The organism is Gemmatimonas sp. (assembly GCF_031426495.1).
Lineage (GTDB): Bacteria > Gemmatimonadota > Gemmatimonadetes > Gemmatimonadales > Gemmatimonadaceae > Gemmatimonas.
Map to the genome: position 1 here is coordinate 107,607 of NZ_JANPLK010000014.1, position 16,063 is coordinate 123,669.

The following is a 16,063-nucleotide window of genomic DNA, read 5'->3' on the forward strand; positions in this document are numbered from 1 at the left end:
GCGTGAGCCAGGCGGGTCTGGGGGGGAACTGCAGTACTTTGAAGAACACCGACATGCCGTGCAAGCATTCGGCCGAAGCCGACGCCCGTTCGGTACCTACATCACGTTCAGGACGAGTCGCACAACACTGAACGGTCGAAACACGTGGGGCGAGTGCAACGAGTGGGCGAAGAGGGACTCGAACCCCCGACATCCTGCGTGTAAGGCAGGCGCTCTAACCAACTGAGCTATTCGCCCGGTGTACGTCAGACCCACATCGGCCGTTGAAAAACTACTACGAACGGGGGTCGCTGTTCCGTCTTGGGGCACAACTTAACCGGATTGTCACGTTCGGTCGGGCTGTGGTCCCGCGCACGGCCGTCGAACGTTCCGCTTATCCCTTCAAAATCGCGAGCGGCACCAACACCACGTAACCGAGCACGAGCAGAAGCGGGGCAATGGTCTCTCCGCCACGGGCGAGATCCACGTAGCCGATCACCAACGAGAGTGCGGCGGCGCCCCAATAGATCAGGGCGCGGGAGCGGGGCTTGTCGATCGAAGTCATAGCGCACGATACCGACAGACCGAGTGGCACGGCAAGGGCAGGTTCGGACCGGCCGTATTTCAGGATACCCCGGACACTCCCGATGGTCCCGCCGCTCGTCCCATGGACTCGGTGCGTTCGTGCCCGGGATCCTGGCCGGGATCCTGGCCGGGATCCTGGATGGGCTGCAGTCCAGGTTCCAGTCCGGCGTCGAGCAGCGCCTGCAGCGCCGACGCCCGCGCCGCCTGCTCCTGCGCGAGATCCTGCGCCCGCATCGCCTCGAGCTTCCGGCGGTCCCGGCGGCGCTTACTCACGTACAGGGGAAGCAGAATCACCCCGAAGAGTCCGAACACCGCGGAGACGTTGGTCACGAGTGACAGCGCCCCGTAGCGGCTCCGCGTGCGCGCCTTCCAGTGCTTCTCGAACTGCTCACCCGTCATGCCGTAGGCCTGCCGAATGCCCTTTTCCATTGAGCCGGACGCCTTCCAATACGTGAAAACATTGGCCAGACCGTTCACCGGATCGAGCGCCTGCAGTTCGCTCACCACGCGATAGGCCATGGCGTAGCTCCAGGTCGCTTCGGTGGCGCCGGCGAAGAAACCCTCCTCCAGGCGGTCGAGGGACGGCAACGTACGCCACACCATCGTCAGCGACGTTGCAAAGGCTTCGTCGCGGCTCCACTCCCCGGCCGCTACGCTGGCGTAGCCCTCGTCGAACCAACGCGGCGGCAGTCGTCCCATATGCTCGTGCAGTGCGAGGTGGGCGAGTTCATGCCGCAACACGACGACCGGATCACCGGCATCGCTACCCGACCGTCCGCCCTGTAGCACCAGCCGCTGTTCGTCGGGAATCGCGATCGCGGCCCCCCATTCCGGCGCGTGGGGCCCCACCCACTGCCGGAACCGCTCGGCATTCGGCGCCACTGCGATAAGCACCTGCGCCTTGGGGCGCGGAAGCCCGGGAAAGCTGTCGTTGGCCTGTGCGGCCGCGAGCAGCGTGCGGGCCAGCCGCGCATCACGCGCCTCAGCCACCACGGTGAACCGTCCCGAATCGAGACGGACGCCGGGGGCACTCGGGGACTGCGCCGACAACGCCTGCCCGCTCGCGACGGAAAACGCGAAGGAAAACGCGAAAGCGGCCGCGAACACGATCGCGATTGCCGATCCTAGTCGGCGCGCGGTGGCGCTCCGCCCTGCTCTATCTGCCCCAACAGCTCCGCGCAGCGTTTCCCCCATGGACTGAACTTGTTGGCCTCCGCGCCTGAGCGCCACGACGCGAGGGCGTCGTCGCGTCGTCCGGCGAACCAGTGGACGCGTCCCAGTTCGTACCAGCTTTGCAGCAGGTTGGGTCCGAGCTCGAGCGCCTTCCGGAAAAACGTTTCCGCATCGTCGTACATCTCGCGTTCGCGATACACCATCCCCAGATAGAGATGGGCGTAGAGCGTGGCCTTCCGGTCGAGATCGAGCCGGATCACACGCGCCAGATGCTCGATCGCCTCGCCATAGCGTCCCTGACGCAGGCAGACGTAGCCAACATTCGTGTGGGCCAGCGCATGCTCGGGATCGCGCTGGAGGACCTGCTGGAACGTGGTGCGGGCGGCATCGTACTGCTGTTGCATCATCTGCGCCCATCCCAGCAATGTCTCTGCGTCGTTACTGCCGGGTGCCAACTCCAGCGCGCGGCGCAGCGCCACCTCGGCGCCGGCGGGGTCGCCAAGCGACAGCTTGGACCAGCCTTTCTCCGCGAAGGTCGAAGCGCCTAGATGGTCGACGCGCCCCGATCCGGCGACGGTCGCGGTACGGCCATCGAGCTGTTTCCACTGCTCGACCAACTCTTTCACGCTGGCTTTGAACGCGAGCGCCGCCGTTGCAGCGGCATCGGCGTCGCGGAAGAGCGAAATGATCTCCTGCTTCACACGCTCGCGCTCATCCGGCGCGGGCTTGGCGACCAGCGCGGCATGGATGGCATCGAAACGCGCCTGCAGGTCGGAGCCGGCTAACGACATGGCGCTATCATTTCAGGGAGTCAGCGGAGAAGACGAACAAGATCGAGCACCAGAACAGTACTACCGCCTCGCGTGAACGTGGCGATGGCACCGGTGCGCTGCGCATCGGGATGCCCCGCCGGCAGCGGCAGCACCTCACTCGCATCGACACTGACGACGTCGTGCACCGCGTCCACCGGCAGCGCCCACCAGACGTCGTTCACGTGGGCCACGAGCACCCGTCGCAACCCGACCGCACCGCCGCCGAGCGCGAGGCCAAGCGGTGCGGCGAGATCGGCGTAGGGCAGCACGCGCCCCTCGAAGGAGACGCTGGGAACGTCGGTGGACGGACGCAGCACACGATCGATGAGTTCGACCGGTCCGGCCAGGCGATGCTCTCCGATCGAGAAACAGACGAAGGTGGCTCGCTCCACCGTGCTGACGGCGCGGCGGCGAACAGCGAACAGCGCCGTCGACTTGAACGGGCTCATCGTGGGCTCACGCGATCTTCTCCACAGTGTCAACCGCGACGCCCTGCCCCGCGACGAGGCGTTCGATGGCGTGTGGCATGTCGGCCAACGACACCACGTCGTCAGCGCCGGCCACCCGTAGCGCCGAGTCGGGCATCCCGGGGATCACGCACGATGACCGCTCCTGCACCACCGCGAGTCCGCCGGCCTGTCGGATCGCCAAGAGGCCGTCGGCACCGTCACGCCCCATGCCCGTGAGCACCACCCCCAGACAGGCCGCGCCGTAGCAGCTCGCCGCCGACTTGAAGAGCCGGTCGGCAGCCGGCCGCACCCCCCATTCCGTCGGCTCCTGATCGAGCTGCGCCAACGGTGCGAGTGGCGTGCCACCGACCCGCAAGTGAAAGCCTCCCGGCGCCACGTAGACATGACCGACGTGCAGCGGCTCGCCGTGCATCGCCTCATGGACCGCCAGCCGCGAAATGCCGTGCAGTCTACTGGCAAAGCTGGCGGTGAAACCCGCCGGCATGTGCTGCACGATCAACACGGCGGCTCGCTCGAAACGAGATAGCAGCGGAATGATTTGACCGAGCGCCGCCGGACCGCCGGTGGACGCGGCGATGCACACCAGGAACGACGGGGCCTGACCATGCATCGACCGCGACGTGCCGCGCGCCGGTGAGCGCAGACCGCGATCGTGCGCCGAACCGCGCAGCGCGACGTCCGGCGTGACCAGGGTCGGAGACGGCAGCGGAACGCCGAGCTGCGTCACCGCCGCGGCGGCACGTAGCGCCTCGAGCAGCTGGTCACGCACGAGTTCGAGATCGAGGCTGATCGCGCCCGACGGCTTCCGCACGAACTCCACCGCCCCGCGATCGAGCGCGCGCAGCGTGGCATCGGCGCCGCCATCGCTTCCGCCAGCACTCAGCATGACCACCGGCCGCGGCCACTCCCGCATGATCCGATCGAGACACGCCAAGCCGTCGAGGTTGGGCATGTCTACGTCGAGCGTGACCAGATCGGGATCGAGCAGTGGCATCTGACGCAGCGCGTCCAATCCGTCGCGCGCCGTGCCGACGACTTCGAACTCGCCACTCGACGCCACGATGTCACTGACGAGCCGACGCATGAACGCGCTGTCGTCGACCACGAGTACGCGTCGGCGCACGGCGCCCGACACGCTAGAGGACGACATCGTCGCCTCGCACGGAGCGCACGAACACGCGTCCGGTGGAGACGTCGAACGTCACCGAGCGACCGAAGTCTCCCCCGACGGCTTCGCCCAAAATGGGAATGTCATGCGCCGCGCAGGCCGCACGCGCCGCTTGCACATTACGCGCGCCCAGACTGATGGCGCCCGGCGCCAGCAAGGCGGCGAACATGCTCGCCCCGCCGACCAGGCGCGCTTCGATGTCGCGCCTGGCGCCGAGCACGTGCATGCGGGAGAGCATCGCCGGCACCGCGGTGGACGCGGCCTTCCCGGCGCTCGGCGTGTCGGCGGTGAGCGCATGGTGCGGCAATAGGACGTGCGCCAGCGCACCGACGCGGTTCGCGCGATCGTGCAGCGCAATCGCGACACACGAGCCGAGGCCGATCGTCACCAGCGTGATGTCCCCGGCGCCTGCGGTGAGATCGGCGATGCCGACCGTGTGCTGTGTCATTGCCGCGAGACGCCGGTGGGGTGGCCACATACTGTCATACGGCTCCCCCCACCAGCGCGTCGTCGCTGGTGGCGACGGGCGAGGACGCCGTCGGCGTCGTCGAGCGGCGCATGGCGTCGAGATTCGCCCGCACGATCCGATTGTCCGGATCGAGAGAGAGCGCCTGTTCCCACGACCGCTGCGCCTCGAGCAAGGCGCCGCGCCGATAGTGCACGTTTCCGAGCTTGAGATAGACATCGGCCCCGTGTGACGGCATCAGCCGCACCACCCGCACGAACGACTCGAAGGCTTCGTCGTATCGCTGCGCGCGATACAGATAGTCGCCGAGGTTCTTGTGCAGATGAGCGCAGTTCGCATCCTCGAGCAGCGCGTGCTCGATCGTGCGGGCCGCCAGCTCATAGCTCCCACGCCGTTCCTGCACGACCGCAAGGTTGTTGTGCAACGCGGCCGCGTGCGGATGCAGCGCGATGCCTTCTTCCAGCACGGCCGCTGCCCGCGCACTGTCGCCACCAAGGGCCGCCGCGAGGCCGGCGACATGGAACCAGGCGGCCGACGGTTGACGGGCACCCCACGCACTGCGCGCTGCGGCAAGTGCCGACTCGGTGCTGGCCAGATCGCCCACGCGCAGGGCGATCGTCGCCCGGGAGAGCGCGATCCGCGGGTCGGGGAGCACGACGCGCCGTGTGGCCTCGTCGAGGTATTCGGCCGCCGCCACCAGATCCCCGCGCTGTTCGCAGACGAAGGCGAGGTTATGCAGCACCGCCGCAGGGGCATCCGGCTCCTGCGACGCACGCAGAAACGTGGCGTGCGCGCCCGCCCAATCACGCCGACGCAATTGCACGAGCCCAAGATGAAATCGCGCCACGCCGTCGGCTTCCCGCAACTCGAGCACCCGGCGGAACTCCCGCTGCGCCTCGTCGAGCATGCCGGTGCGATAGAACGCGATACCGAGATTGCGGTGCTCGGCCACGCGGCTCTCCGGCGGCGGCTGACGTCGCGCGGCACTCCGGCCCACACGCTGCGCGTATCCGGCGGTGAGCAATCCGAACACGGCCTTGCCGACTTCGAACTCCCCGAGGCCAGAGCGCTCAATCACCGTGTTGAGATCCTGCGTGCCGTCGAGGAATGGGAGGAGGCGCTCCTGCGTCGCGCTCAACGGCACTTCGCGATGCGCGAGCCGCGGACCATCGAGCTCGAAGATGAGATCGAGACTCGGCACCTTCTTCGCGATCTGCGTCCACTCGTCCACGCGACGCGCGCCTTCCAGCAACAGCGAATCCGCACTGACCGACACCAGCGCCGCATCAGGCGAGTCCTCGGCCTCGGGCTCGAAGGTGAACGAGCCGAGCGACCAGCTGAATAGGTGGTACACCGCCTCTTCAACCTGCGTGCGATACTCGCCGACCAGCACTTCGCGTTCGATCAGCGCCTGCTCTAACAGCGCATGCGCGAGCTCGCGATCGTCCTGCGGCGCGCTGGCGGCCGTGACGCGTGCGAGATCATCGGGCGTGATCGCGCCGATACGCACGAGACGATCGCCGAGACGGTCGCGACGATTCACCAGTTCGGCGTGCACGATGCGGCCGCCCGCGAAGTGGACGGTGCCGAAACTGCCTTCGCGCGCGATGCTGAGACAACCGGTCTTCTGACCGAGCGCCAGCAGCTGCAGCACGTCGGCGAGTGACGCTTCGCTCAGGTTTCCACGGATGGCCACTATCGGTACTCCTCGATCACGCGTCCGCCGAGGTCCGGCCAGTTCCACATGGTCTTCTCCCGATCCTCGAAGAAGCGGTCGAGTTCACCGGGCGCGCGCTCCACCAGCTGCTCCACGCGGTGGCGCTCGCGCGACTGCAGCGCGACCACGAGACCGCCTTCGAATCGCGATCGCAGCCGATCGGCGAGTTCCGGGAGTTCGCGCGGCGGGTACGAGCTGGTGAGCACGATCTGCGCTCCGCGCTCATACAGGTGATTGAACAGGTGGAACAGCTCCTCCTGAGTGCGCTCCTTCCCCGCCAACACCTCGACATCATCGAGAATGAACAGATCCGCGGCGCGAAATCGCAGGCGCCAGCGCTCCATGCCGCCTTCTTGCATCGCCGCGATCAGTTCATCGACGAAGGCGCTGGCTGACAGGCAGGCCACGGCGGCACGCGCGCGCATCGCATTGCCAAGCGCATGGGCCAGATGAGATTTTCCGCTGCCAGCCGGTCCGCAGATGAACAGCGGATTGTAGCGCGTGCCCGGGTGCTCGATCACCGAGTCGATCGCCTTGACGGCCAGTTGATTGGCGCTGCTGACGTCGAGGCGCTCGCGGGTGAAGACCGGCGACGGCGCGGGCAGCGGCAACGTGCTCGCCATCGCGCGCTCCACCAGCTGTTGCGCCAGTGGGATCGAGGCGACATCACGAAAGGCCGCATGTCCTCGCAGCGCCGGATCGAGGCTGCTGGCCTGTGCTTCGAGGTTGCGAAGATGTTCGATCGCCGAGGTGAAGGTGGCGAGCAAGCCGTCCACGTCGGGTGCGGTTGGCAACTGCATGGCACGTTCCAGCACGGCCACGCCGTAGCCATGGCTCTTCCAGCGCGAGATCGCTTCACCGAGTGCCACGCGCCACGGCTCCACGCGCGTTTCGACTTCCTGCAGGACATCAGCGAGGAAGCCTTCGTAATCGGTACCGTCGGGGATGATCGCTTCGATCCGCGGCGGGTGCGAGGGCGACGACGGCGTAGGCGTCGATGCGCGCTCACCCAACACGGCGCGCACATCGGGCGGCGCGACCGGCGTTCCCTCGAGCTGCTGAAACGCCGAGAGCTTGTTTAGCGCCCCCTTCAGTTCGCGCACATTGCCAAACGCCAGACGAGCCACCTCGTTCAGCACGCCGTCAGCGAACTCCACCCCGCGCGCGCCGGCCACGTTGCGCAGGATCGCCAGACGCATCTCGTAGTCGGGCGCACCGACATCGACCACAAGCCCGCCGATCAGTCGCGATAGCAAGCGTTGATCCACGTCGGGGATCTCCGACGGCTGCCGATCGCTGGTGAGCACCAGCTGCCGGCCCGAGCCCTGCATCATGTTGAAGAGGCGCAGCAACTCGGACTGGGTCTCGCGCTGCCCGGTAAGGAACTGCACGTCATCGAGAATAAGCAACTCGACCTGCTGATAGTGCTCAATGAACAGCTGCGCCTGTCCACTCGCGATGACGCGATGCAGATGCTCGGCCACGTCTTCACCCGACGTGAACTCGACGCGAAGATCGGGCTTGACCGCACGCGCCTGATGCGCAAGCGCCGCCACCAAATGGGTCTTGCCAAGTCCGGAGCCACCGTACACGAACAGCGGGTTGTAGGCGCTGCCCGGTGCGTCGGCCACGGCGCGGGCGGCGGATACCGCGAGGCGGTTCGACGATCCGACCACGAACGTGTCGAAGCGATAGGTGCCATCGAGGGGGCCGCTCATGTGCTCCTCATGCGTTGCTCATGCGTCACTGCCCGCCACGCCGGTGAGGACATCGGTAGTCACGTGACCGGCGTGCAGCGCCGGCGTGAAGGCCGGCGTGCGCAGGGCGAGGGCGGCGCGATGGGCCGTTTCCGTTCCCTCGTCGGCGCCGAGGCGCTTCAGCACGCGCATACCGAGCGAGCGCAGCGTATCGAACACGCCCGGGCCGTGGAGCGCGTCGCCGGCGTACTCGGGGACGCCGCGGAAGTTCAACGCGACCGAGAGCTCGGCGACGCTCGCGGCCAGCGACGCGGGCAAGTCCTGCTTGTTGTACTGCATCACGATGGGCAGATCACGCGCATCGACACCGTGTTCCGCCAGATTCGCGTGCATGTCCTGCAGGCTTTCGAGGTTGTCGTCCCACCGGTGGCGCTGACTGTCGGCGACGAACGCGATGCCGTCGGCGCCTTGCAGCACGAGCTGGCGAATGGCGCGGTAGTACGGCTGGCCCGGCACGGTGTACAACTGAAATCGGACGCGATAGGCACCCACGGTGCCAAGATCGACGGGGAGATAGTCGAAAAAGAGCGTGCGGTCGCGACGGGTGGCCAGCGACGTGAGCTCACCGACCTGCGTGCCCGGCAAGGCCGAGTGCAGGTAGGTGAGATTCGTCGTCTTGCCAGACCGTCCGGGCCCGTAGTAGACCAACTTGCAGGTGATCAGCCGTGTGGCATGATCGACAATGGGCATGCGCCCGCTCCTCTTCTCGCCGCCGGTGTCGCCGCGCCCGACGGGCACGAGGTCACCGGATGTCTCCTACGCCGTTACGGATGCAGCAGCGCGTGCAACCGGGCCGTCAGCGCGATCGCCTCGCGCACGCGATCTGCGTCGGCGAACGGCTCGGGCACCCGAAGGGCAGCGTGCCAGTGCGTCATCGCATCAGCGAAGTCACCGCGCCGGGCCGCTTCGTCACCGAGCCGGCACAACGAGATGGCTTCGGCGCGCGGTGCGATTCCGGCCGTCTCCCCTCGCGGCAAGGACGGCTCAGCGGCCTGCGAGGCAACCGGAGACGACGCCATCCACGGCGTGCGCCGGCGGGGGAATCCTTCAGCGGAAATGACTCCCAATTCGACCGGATCGAAGAGCGAATCCTCGTCGTGGCTCGGCGACGCATCGTCGGGCATGACCGACGAGTGCCGTGTGTGCGTGGCCGTCGGAATCCAAAGGTCGCCGGCGATCTCCCGTCCTTGGGGAGCGGGAATCGCCGCCATCGTGGGCGGCGTGGGGTTCCGTCGCGGTGCCACCGGACCATCGCGCAGTGTCAGCAGCCCTGCCCCGATCAGACCGTGGACCTGCTCCGCCACGTCCAACAGCGTACGCCCGAGCGAATCAGCGAGCATCAGCAGATCGCGCTGCCCGTCGACGCGGGTCAGGATCTCCCACTGCGCTGGCGCCAGACGTAGCAGCGGCAACTGTTGGGGCTCGACATCCACGAAGGCCGGAACGACCCGTGAATGCGGCACGCGATCTTCGATCCGCGACCAGACCTCCGCCCGCTGAGCGGCCTCCATCAGCAGCGGCTCGATGGCGAGACGGATGGCGGCGCCGGTGGGCGCGTGGTCGTCGGCGGGTGAAAAGCGGAACGTGCCGTCGCGCCACAGCAGCAAGTCGAGCATGATCGCTTCCACGTCACGCGCTTCGTCGGCCGTGCGCGCGCGGAGCGCGCCGGATGCCTCGTGCGCGCTCCAGAGGCCCGCGTTGACCACACTGCCATGCTGACACTGCACGGCCGCGTGCCGGCCCTGCAGCGCCGCCTCGAGATGAAGCACGCCCGATTTGCGACTCAGGGCGAGCAGTTGCAGGACTTCGGCGAGGCCGAGGTCGCGAAGACGGCCGTCCAGGCTCACGGCGTGGTCATGCGACACGGGCCGGATCGCTGGGGGCACCACTGCCGTACACCGCGTGCGACACCGCATGGCGCGCGCGCTCCACGAAGTCATCCACCTCGGTACACTGCGCCAACGCGGCCCAACACGCGAGTGCATCGCGCGTACGCGACTGCTGCGCCAAGAGCACGCCGTCGAACCAGCGGGCGCCCGTGTTGTCGGGGTCGTGCCGCAGGACGCGGTCGACCACGATGCGCGCGTCGCTGGCCCGTTCCTCGCCGACGAGCACCTCGATCAGCAGCTGGAGCGCCTCCACGTCGGTCGGTCGGCCCTTGAGCACGTCCACGAGAATCCAGCGGGCGTCGGCGTGTCGCCGCGCATCGCGGTGCACGCGCGCGAGTTCGAGCACCGCGTCACGCCAGTTCGGTACGGCCGAGAGCGCGGCAACCAGCTCGAGCCGCGCGGCCAGCAGATCACCGCGTTCACGGAGCATGCGCGCGATCGCCACGCGGGCGGTGGGACGCGCGGGATCGTGCGCTAGGGCGCGACGATAGAAGCCAAGGGCCAGGGCTTCGTCGTGCATCCTCATCGCGGCATCGCCGGCGAAGTGCAAGAGCGCGGCGCTGGTGACGTCTTGTCGCAACAAGCGCAGCATGGCGGTGCGCGCTGTCTCCGCGCTGGCCGGATCGCGCTCGGGGTCCGATGCGGCGGCGAACGCGAACAGCGCGAGCACTTCCGGATGATGCGGCCACAGCGCACCCGCCCGCTTCAGCTGCGGCAGCGCCTCAACGCCGCGCCCCAGCAGGCAGAGCGAGCGCGCCTCTCCCAGCGTGGCGCGCTGCCACAGGATCTGCGCCGTGGGCTCCATGTCGGCCACCGCTGTCATGTCGACCAGCGCGCGCGCTCGGGTGTACCGCTCGAGCGCCTCGCCATGCACGGCACGCGACGAGAATCCATCAGCGTCGTCGCACGTGCGCGCCGCCTCCATGACGGCCATCGCGCCGGCATCCAAGCCGCTACCGGCGGCCTCGCGCAGGCCAGGTGCCGCGAGCGCTTGCTCCGGCAACAGCGCCGCCAAATCGTCGGTGGGGAGCACGATGCCGCGCAGCGGCGATCCGCCCCGTACGGCGAGCAACTCGAGCGCGCCGACGGCATCCGGGCACTCGCGCTGCAGGTCGATCGCCACCGACAGTCGCGACGCCATGCGCATCGGCGCGTACTTCAACGCCTGCTGCGTTTCGCGTGCGGCGCCATCGCTGTCGCCGAGGTGCTCGAGCACACTGGCCAAGCCGAACCGCGCCTCAGCGTGCGACGGCCGGCATTCGACCGCGCTCAGGAATGCGTCGCGGGCCTCCTCCGGGCGGTCGAGCGCCTGCAACACCGTGCCCATCACCTTCCACGATTCCGCATCGCGCGGATGAAAGGCCACGAGTTCGCGCAGCAACGCGAGCGCCGCGAGCGGATCCCGCTGCGCCGCCAACCAGCGCGACAGATTCAACCGGGCCACGACCAGCGTGGGATCGAGCTCGGAGGCCCGTACGAACGACTCGCGCGCCGCGCTGTGATCGCCCAGATCGTCGAGCGCGACACCGAGGTTGTTGTACGCGAGCGCGTGGCGCGGATCCATGCGCAGGGCCCGACGATAGCTGTCGGCGGCCCCCGCCACGTCGCCCGACTGATGCATCGCGACGCCATGCTCGTTCCACAGACGCGGCTGCTCCTGCCGCGCCAGCAACGCGGCGTACCGAGTGCGCGCGTCGTCGAACCGACCCGCGATCAGATCGAGCTCACCGAGCGCGTGCTCCGCCATGCGCGCGTCTTCGCCGCTGGCCAGCGACCGTTCGAACTCGCGACGGGCTTCGTCGAAGTAGCCACGCTGCCGGAAGGCGAGCCCGAGACCATGGCGGGCGAGCGCGCCTTCAGGTTCCACCCGCATCATGCCGTTCGCCGTCGACGGATCGATCGCGATCGGTGTGCCGGCGAGGCTGCCGGATTCGAGCGACAGATCGATCTGCGCCGTCGACAGCGTGGGATTCAACTGCGCCGCGATGCGCGCGGAGGCGATGGCCGCATCGTGACGACCCATGTCGCCGAGCACGAAGCCGCGTAGCAAATGCGCATCGGCGCTGTCGGCGTGCCGGGCCAACAGGCAATCCAGACATTCGAGCGCCTGCTCGTTCTGCCCGCGTTGATAGAGGACTTCCGCGAGATGCAACCGGGCGTCGGTGTCGGCGCCGCCCAGGTTCACGGCACGCTCGAACCAGCGCTGCGCACGACGGAGGTCGCCGGCCCGCTGCTCGATCAATCCACGCTCGTACAACGCGGCCGCATCGTCGGGATCTTCGGCGATGAGTGTTTCGAGCTGTCGGATGGCGACGTCGCTCCGTCCGACCAGCCGCGACAGCCGCGCCCGTTCCAGCGCCGCTGCCCGATCGTCAGGATCGGCCGCAACGCGCGCATCGAGTGCGGCCATGCGCGCATCACAGGCTCCCGGCGTCGCAGCCGCGATCTCGAGATTGCGCGCGGCGGTGCGCATGCGCGGATCGATCGCGAGGGCGCGCAGAAAGGCGTCGACGGCCTCCACGTGCAAGCCACGCGAGTGATACAGGACGCCGAGGTTGTTGAACGCGCCGGGATCACGCGGATCAACGCGCTCGATCAGCGTGCGCAGCAGTTCCACGTCGCGACCAGCCGACATGACGGACGACATGAGCGGAACGCTCCCGCTCTTCAGGCGAGCCGCAGCGCGCGGAGCATCACCTGCAACGAGGCGGGATCGGGAAGCAGCAAGAAGAATCCACGCAGCGTCTGCTGCATCTCCATGAGCTGGAACTCGCTTTCGACGCAGAGGATCGCATCGGGATCGGGAGCGAACTCGCCGATCGCGCTGGTCAGCACGGCCGTGGACATGTCGATCACCAAACTGGGCGGCGACGGTAACAGCAGCATTCCCAAGAAATCACTGAGCGCGTTCATATACGCGCCGCTCAGGATGTTTCCGGCTTCCTTGATGGCGGACGTCTCGAGTTCACTGAACGCGGTGGACGATCCGACCGGCCGCCGCAGCATCAGCTCGGCCAATCGCATCACGGTGGGCTTCGGGAACACCAGCATCGTGCGGCCGCTGAGATCGCCCAGCATGTGCATGAGCACCGCCGCCACCGGTTCTTCTTCGGGCGTGAACTGCGACGGTAACTCCTCCATGCTCGCCACCGTGATGTTCGGCACCTTGATCATGATCGTGCTGCCGGTCATCTGCGACAACGCGGTCGCGGCGTGACCCGCGCCGATATTGGCCGTTTCACGCAGTGCATCCAGCTGGATGGTCTTGAGAGACCGGATCGCCGACATGGTCAAATCACCTTCGGTCACGAGTCGCCTTCACGTGGTCATGCCACACTACTCACATCGACGATGAGCGCGGGGCTCCCGTCACCGAGTACCGTGGCCCCACTGAACCATGGCTTGGCCCCGCGAACGGTGTCCAGCGGCTTGACCACGATGTCCTGCTGGGCCAGCAAGGCGTCCACCAGCAGCGCCGTTCTCCGTCCCGCCACCTCGACAATCGCCACATGGCGGACGCCGTCCGGATTGGCGGCGGCCGGCGCGTGCGGGTCGTCCTCGAAACGCTGCTGGAGCGCCACCAGCGGCACCGTCTCGTCCCGTACCGTGATAGTGAGCGCGCCGGTGCGACGGGAGGCGCCGTTGAATTCCAGTACTTCCATGACGTGCGCCGCTGGTATCGCATAGGTGTCACCGCCGACCTGCACCAGCAGCGCCCGCATGATGGCCAGCGTAAGCGGTAAGCGCATGGTGAACACGGTCCCTTCGCCGGTGATCGTTTCGAGGTCGATCTGGCCGCCGAGGGCGCGCACGCGGGTGTTGACGACATCGACCCCCACACCGCGTCCGGAGATCGAGGTCACCGACTTCGCCGTCGAGAAACCCGGATGGGCCACCAACTGCAGTAACGCGTCGTCAGCCAGCGCGGTGACCGATTTGTCCACCAAGCCCTGCTCGTGCGCGCGCCGCAGCACGACATCGCGATCGATCCCGCGTCCGTCATCCTGCACCTGAATCACCACCGCCGCCCGGTCGCGCGCCGCGCGCAGAATGAGTTCGCCGCTGGCGGGTTTGCCCGCCGCACGGCGGGTGTCGGCGTCCTCGAAGCCGTGGTCGAGCGCGTTGCGGAGCAGATGCATGATGGGATCGCCAATCGCATCGAGCAGCGAACGATCGAGTTCGATGTCGCGGCCCTCAATCGTGAAGCGCACCTCCTTGCCGAGATCGCGCGCGATGTCGCGCACAAGCCGCGGGAAGCGATCGAACACCTGTGCCACCGGCAACATGCGCGCCTGCAGTACTTCATCCTGCAGCGTGGCCACCAGCCGCGCTGCATCAGCGGCCGCGCGTACGACGGCGCGATCGGGATGCTCCGACTGCTCGATGGCGCGCAGCAGGCGGTCACGCGTGATCACCAGTTCTCCCACGAGGTCGAGCAGCGTGTCCAGCCGGCGTGCATCGAGGCGCACGGTGCGCGGCGCGTCGCTCACGCGAGCGGTCCCCTGCACCGGCGTGAGCGTGGCCAGCGTCACCGTTGCCCGTGCCACATCGCCGGCGCTCTGCGCCGCGACGCGGATCTCGTCGTCGGCGGCCGACGACTGCAGCGTGATGCGGAACGCCCCGTCGAACAGATCGTCCTGCCAACGCTCCTGCGCCGGCTCGGTGCCGCGCACGGTGCCCAGCGCGGACAGCTTGGCCAGCACGATCATGGCCCGCACGCCCTTGAGCGGACAATCGGCGGTGAGTCGCACATCCACCCGGCGCGTGGTGCCGACGGCTCCGCTCGGCGTGTCGACCACGTCGGCGAGCGCGCTATCGGTCGGCACGACCGCCGGAGACGCCACAACGGTGGGCGCCAGTCCCAGTCGCTGCACGAAAGCGCGCATGGCCGACGTGGGCTCAGTGCGTCCGCTCGGCACTGCATCAACCGCGGTACGCAACAGATCGGTGCCGTCGAACAGCAGCGCCAGCACGTCGCTATTCCACTCTTCGGCGCCGCTCCGCAGCGGCTCGCAGCGACTTTCCAGCGCGTGCGACAACTGCTCGACGGCGACATACCCCATTGCGGCGGCCATACCCTTGATGGTGTGCACACCGCGAAAGACGGTCGCGATGTGCGCGCCCGCCGCCGCCGTGTCTACCGTGACGTGCCCGCGTTCGAGCGCGAGCAGCGCATCATCGACTTCCGTGAGATGCTCGCGCGATTCACTGAGGAAGAGCGCGGCGTACCGGGCGGCGTCCATCAGCGACCTCGTGGCCCGCGCGACCGCGACGCCCTACGCGGCGAGGACGCGATTTACGGCTTCGAGCACGCGGCTGGGCTGGAACGGCTTCACCACGAAGTCCTTCGCGCCGGCCTGAATCGCTTCCACCACGAGCGCCTGCTGCCCCATCGCACTGCACATCAGAATGCGCGCGGCGGGATCGAGCTTCGTGATCTCGCGGACCGCATCGATGCCGCCCATGTCCGGCATGACGATGTCCATCGTGACGAGGTCCGGTCGGAGCTGCTGGTAGCGCTCCACTGCCTGGACACCTGTTTCCGCTTCTCCGATGATCTCGAAGCCCGCCTGGGTGAGAATGTCCCCCACCATGGTGCGCATGAAGATCGCGTCGTCGCAAATGAGTACCGTTCGGCTCACCGTTCCCTCTCGTCGGCTGAATGCAGGTGCCGCGCGCAGAGCGCCACGGCGTCCAGCGGCACGATGCGGTCGAGGGCGGATTCGGACTCGGGTTGGGACTCGAGCGACGCCTCCAGCACGCGGACATCGTGCACGGCATGCACGGCGAGCCCGATGAGGCGCGATCCGTACTCGAGCAGGACGACCGACCCCGCCGTGACGGCACGCTCTCCCGACAAGAGCGCCTGCAGGTCCAGCACCGTGACGATTGCGCCCCGCACGTTGACAATGCCGCGAAGCACCGGCGGACTGCCGGGCACCCGACGGAGATCGGCGCTCCGGATGACCTCACGGACCTGCTCGACCGGAATGCCGAACGCATCCCGGTCGGCCACGACGACCAGCACCCGTGGGCGCTGCTCGTCG

General features: G+C 67.8%; 15 protein-coding genes and 1 tRNA gene. All 16 read right to left on the reverse strand.

The genetic code is table 11. The features are described from left to right. Positions 1-163: 163 nt before the first annotated feature. Positions 164-237, reverse strand: a tRNA-Val gene (locus RMP10_RS04605). A 136-nt stretch (positions 238-373) separates the two neighbouring features. Then, complete coding sequence (locus RMP10_RS04610; RefSeq protein ID WP_309670985.1) at positions 374-544, reverse strand: hypothetical protein; 171 nt, start codon at positions 542-544, stop codon at positions 374-376. 59 nt (positions 545-603) lie between these two features. Next, a complete protein-coding gene (locus RMP10_RS04615) occupies positions 604-1,671 on the reverse strand; it encodes a hypothetical protein (protein WP_310569236.1) in 1,068 nt (355 codons plus the stop codon). Between the two features lie 17 nt (positions 1,672-1,688). Beyond that, complete coding sequence (locus tag RMP10_RS04620) at positions 1,689-2,528, reverse strand: tetratricopeptide repeat protein (protein WP_310569237.1); 840 nt, start codon at positions 2,526-2,528, stop codon at positions 1,689-1,691. A 20-nt stretch (positions 2,529-2,548) separates the two neighbouring features. After that, a complete protein-coding gene (locus tag RMP10_RS04625) occupies positions 2,549-2,998 on the reverse strand; it encodes a chemotaxis protein CheW (protein ID WP_310569238.1) in 450 nt (149 codons plus the stop codon). Positions 2,999-3,005: 7 nt separating this feature from the next. Continuing rightward, positions 3,006-4,169, reverse strand: coding sequence for a chemotaxis-specific protein-glutamate methyltransferase CheB (cheB, locus tag RMP10_RS04630; protein WP_310569239.1), 1,164 nt, complete (start codon positions 4,167-4,169; stop codon positions 3,006-3,008). Continuing rightward, on the reverse strand, positions 4,156-4,635 hold the full coding sequence (locus tag RMP10_RS04635; RefSeq protein ID WP_310569240.1) for a hypothetical protein: 480 nt from the start codon (positions 4,633-4,635) through the stop codon (positions 4,156-4,158). The genes cheB and RMP10_RS04635 overlap by 14 nt, the downstream gene beginning before the upstream one ends. A gap of 34 nt (positions 4,636-4,669) precedes the next feature. After that, positions 4,670-6,349, reverse strand: coding sequence for a DUF4388 domain-containing protein (locus tag RMP10_RS04640; protein WP_309670991.1), 1,680 nt, complete (start codon positions 6,347-6,349; stop codon positions 4,670-4,672). Next, complete coding sequence (locus RMP10_RS04645) at positions 6,349-8,088, reverse strand: DnaA/Hda family protein (protein ID WP_310569241.1); 1,740 nt, start codon at positions 8,086-8,088, stop codon at positions 6,349-6,351. The genes RMP10_RS04640 and RMP10_RS04645 overlap by 1 nt, the downstream gene beginning before the upstream one ends. An 18-nt stretch (positions 8,089-8,106) precedes the next feature. Continuing rightward, the gene (locus tag RMP10_RS04650; protein WP_309670993.1) at positions 8,107-8,817 is read right to left on the reverse strand and encodes a GTPase domain-containing protein; all 711 of its coding nucleotides are present in this window, start codon (positions 8,815-8,817) and stop codon (positions 8,107-8,109) included. 74 nt (positions 8,818-8,891) lie between these two features. Then, positions 8,892-9,992: a DUF4388 domain-containing protein gene (locus tag RMP10_RS04655; protein WP_310569242.1), complete on the reverse strand. Its 1,101-nt coding sequence runs from the start codon at positions 9,990-9,992 to the stop codon at positions 8,892-8,894. After that, positions 9,982-12,663, reverse strand: a complete 2,682-nt coding sequence (locus RMP10_RS04660; RefSeq protein ID WP_310569243.1) for a tetratricopeptide repeat protein — start codon at positions 12,661-12,663, stop codon at positions 9,982-9,984. The genes RMP10_RS04655 and RMP10_RS04660 overlap by 11 nt, the downstream gene beginning before the upstream one ends. Positions 12,664-12,683: 20 nt before the next feature. Beyond that, positions 12,684-13,304, reverse strand: coding sequence for a chemotaxis protein CheC (locus RMP10_RS04665; protein WP_171224750.1), 621 nt, complete (start codon positions 13,302-13,304; stop codon positions 12,684-12,686). Between the two features lie 38 nt (positions 13,305-13,342). Further along, positions 13,343-15,259 carry a chemotaxis protein CheA gene (locus RMP10_RS04670; RefSeq protein ID WP_310569244.1) on the reverse strand — a complete coding sequence of 639 codons (1,917 nt, stop codon included), beginning with the start codon at positions 15,257-15,259 and terminating at the stop codon, positions 13,343-13,345. A 33-nt stretch (positions 15,260-15,292) separates the two neighbouring features. Then, on the reverse strand, positions 15,293-15,658 hold the full coding sequence (locus tag RMP10_RS04675; protein ID WP_171224752.1) for a response regulator: 366 nt from the start codon (positions 15,656-15,658) through the stop codon (positions 15,293-15,295). Next, positions 15,655-16,044, reverse strand: a complete 390-nt coding sequence (locus RMP10_RS04680; protein WP_310569245.1) for a chemotaxis protein CheW — start codon at positions 16,042-16,044, stop codon at positions 15,655-15,657. The genes RMP10_RS04675 and RMP10_RS04680 overlap by 4 nt, the downstream gene beginning before the upstream one ends. Positions 16,045-16,063 lie beyond the last annotated feature (19 nt).

Coding starts and splice junctions, on each gene's coding strand:
- RMP10_RS04645 (WP_310569241.1), bottom strand. CDS start 8,088: ATGAGCGGCCCCCTCGATGGCACCTATCGCTTCGACACGTTCGTGGTC.
- RMP10_RS04625 (WP_310569238.1), bottom strand. CDS start 2,998: ATGAGCCCGTTCAAGTCGACGGCGCTGTTCGCTGTTCGCCGCCGCGCC.
- RMP10_RS04620 (WP_310569237.1), bottom strand. CDS start 2,528: ATGTCGTTAGCCGGCTCCGACCTGCAGGCGCGTTTCGATGCCATCCAT.
- RMP10_RS04610 (WP_309670985.1), bottom strand. CDS start 544: ATGACTTCGATCGACAAGCCCCGCTCCCGCGCCCTGATCTATTGGGGC.
- cheB (WP_310569239.1), bottom strand. CDS start 4,169: ATGTCGTCCTCTAGCGTGTCGGGCGCCGTGCGCCGACGCGTACTCGTG.
- RMP10_RS04670 (WP_310569244.1), bottom strand. CDS start 15,259: ATGGACGCCGCCCGGTACGCCGCGCTCTTCCTCAGTGAATCGCGCGAG.
- RMP10_RS04635 (WP_310569240.1), bottom strand. CDS start 4,635: ATGACACAGCACACGGTCGGCATCGCCGATCTCACCGCAGGCGCCGGG.
- RMP10_RS04660 (WP_310569243.1), bottom strand. CDS start 12,663: ATGTCGTCCGTCATGTCGGCTGGTCGCGACGTGGAACTGCTGCGCACG.
- RMP10_RS04650 (WP_309670993.1), bottom strand. CDS start 8,817: ATGCCCATTGTCGATCATGCCACACGGCTGATCACCTGCAAGTTGGTC.
- RMP10_RS04665 (WP_171224750.1), bottom strand. CDS start 13,304: ATGTCGGCGATCCGGTCTCTCAAGACCATCCAGCTGGATGCACTGCGT.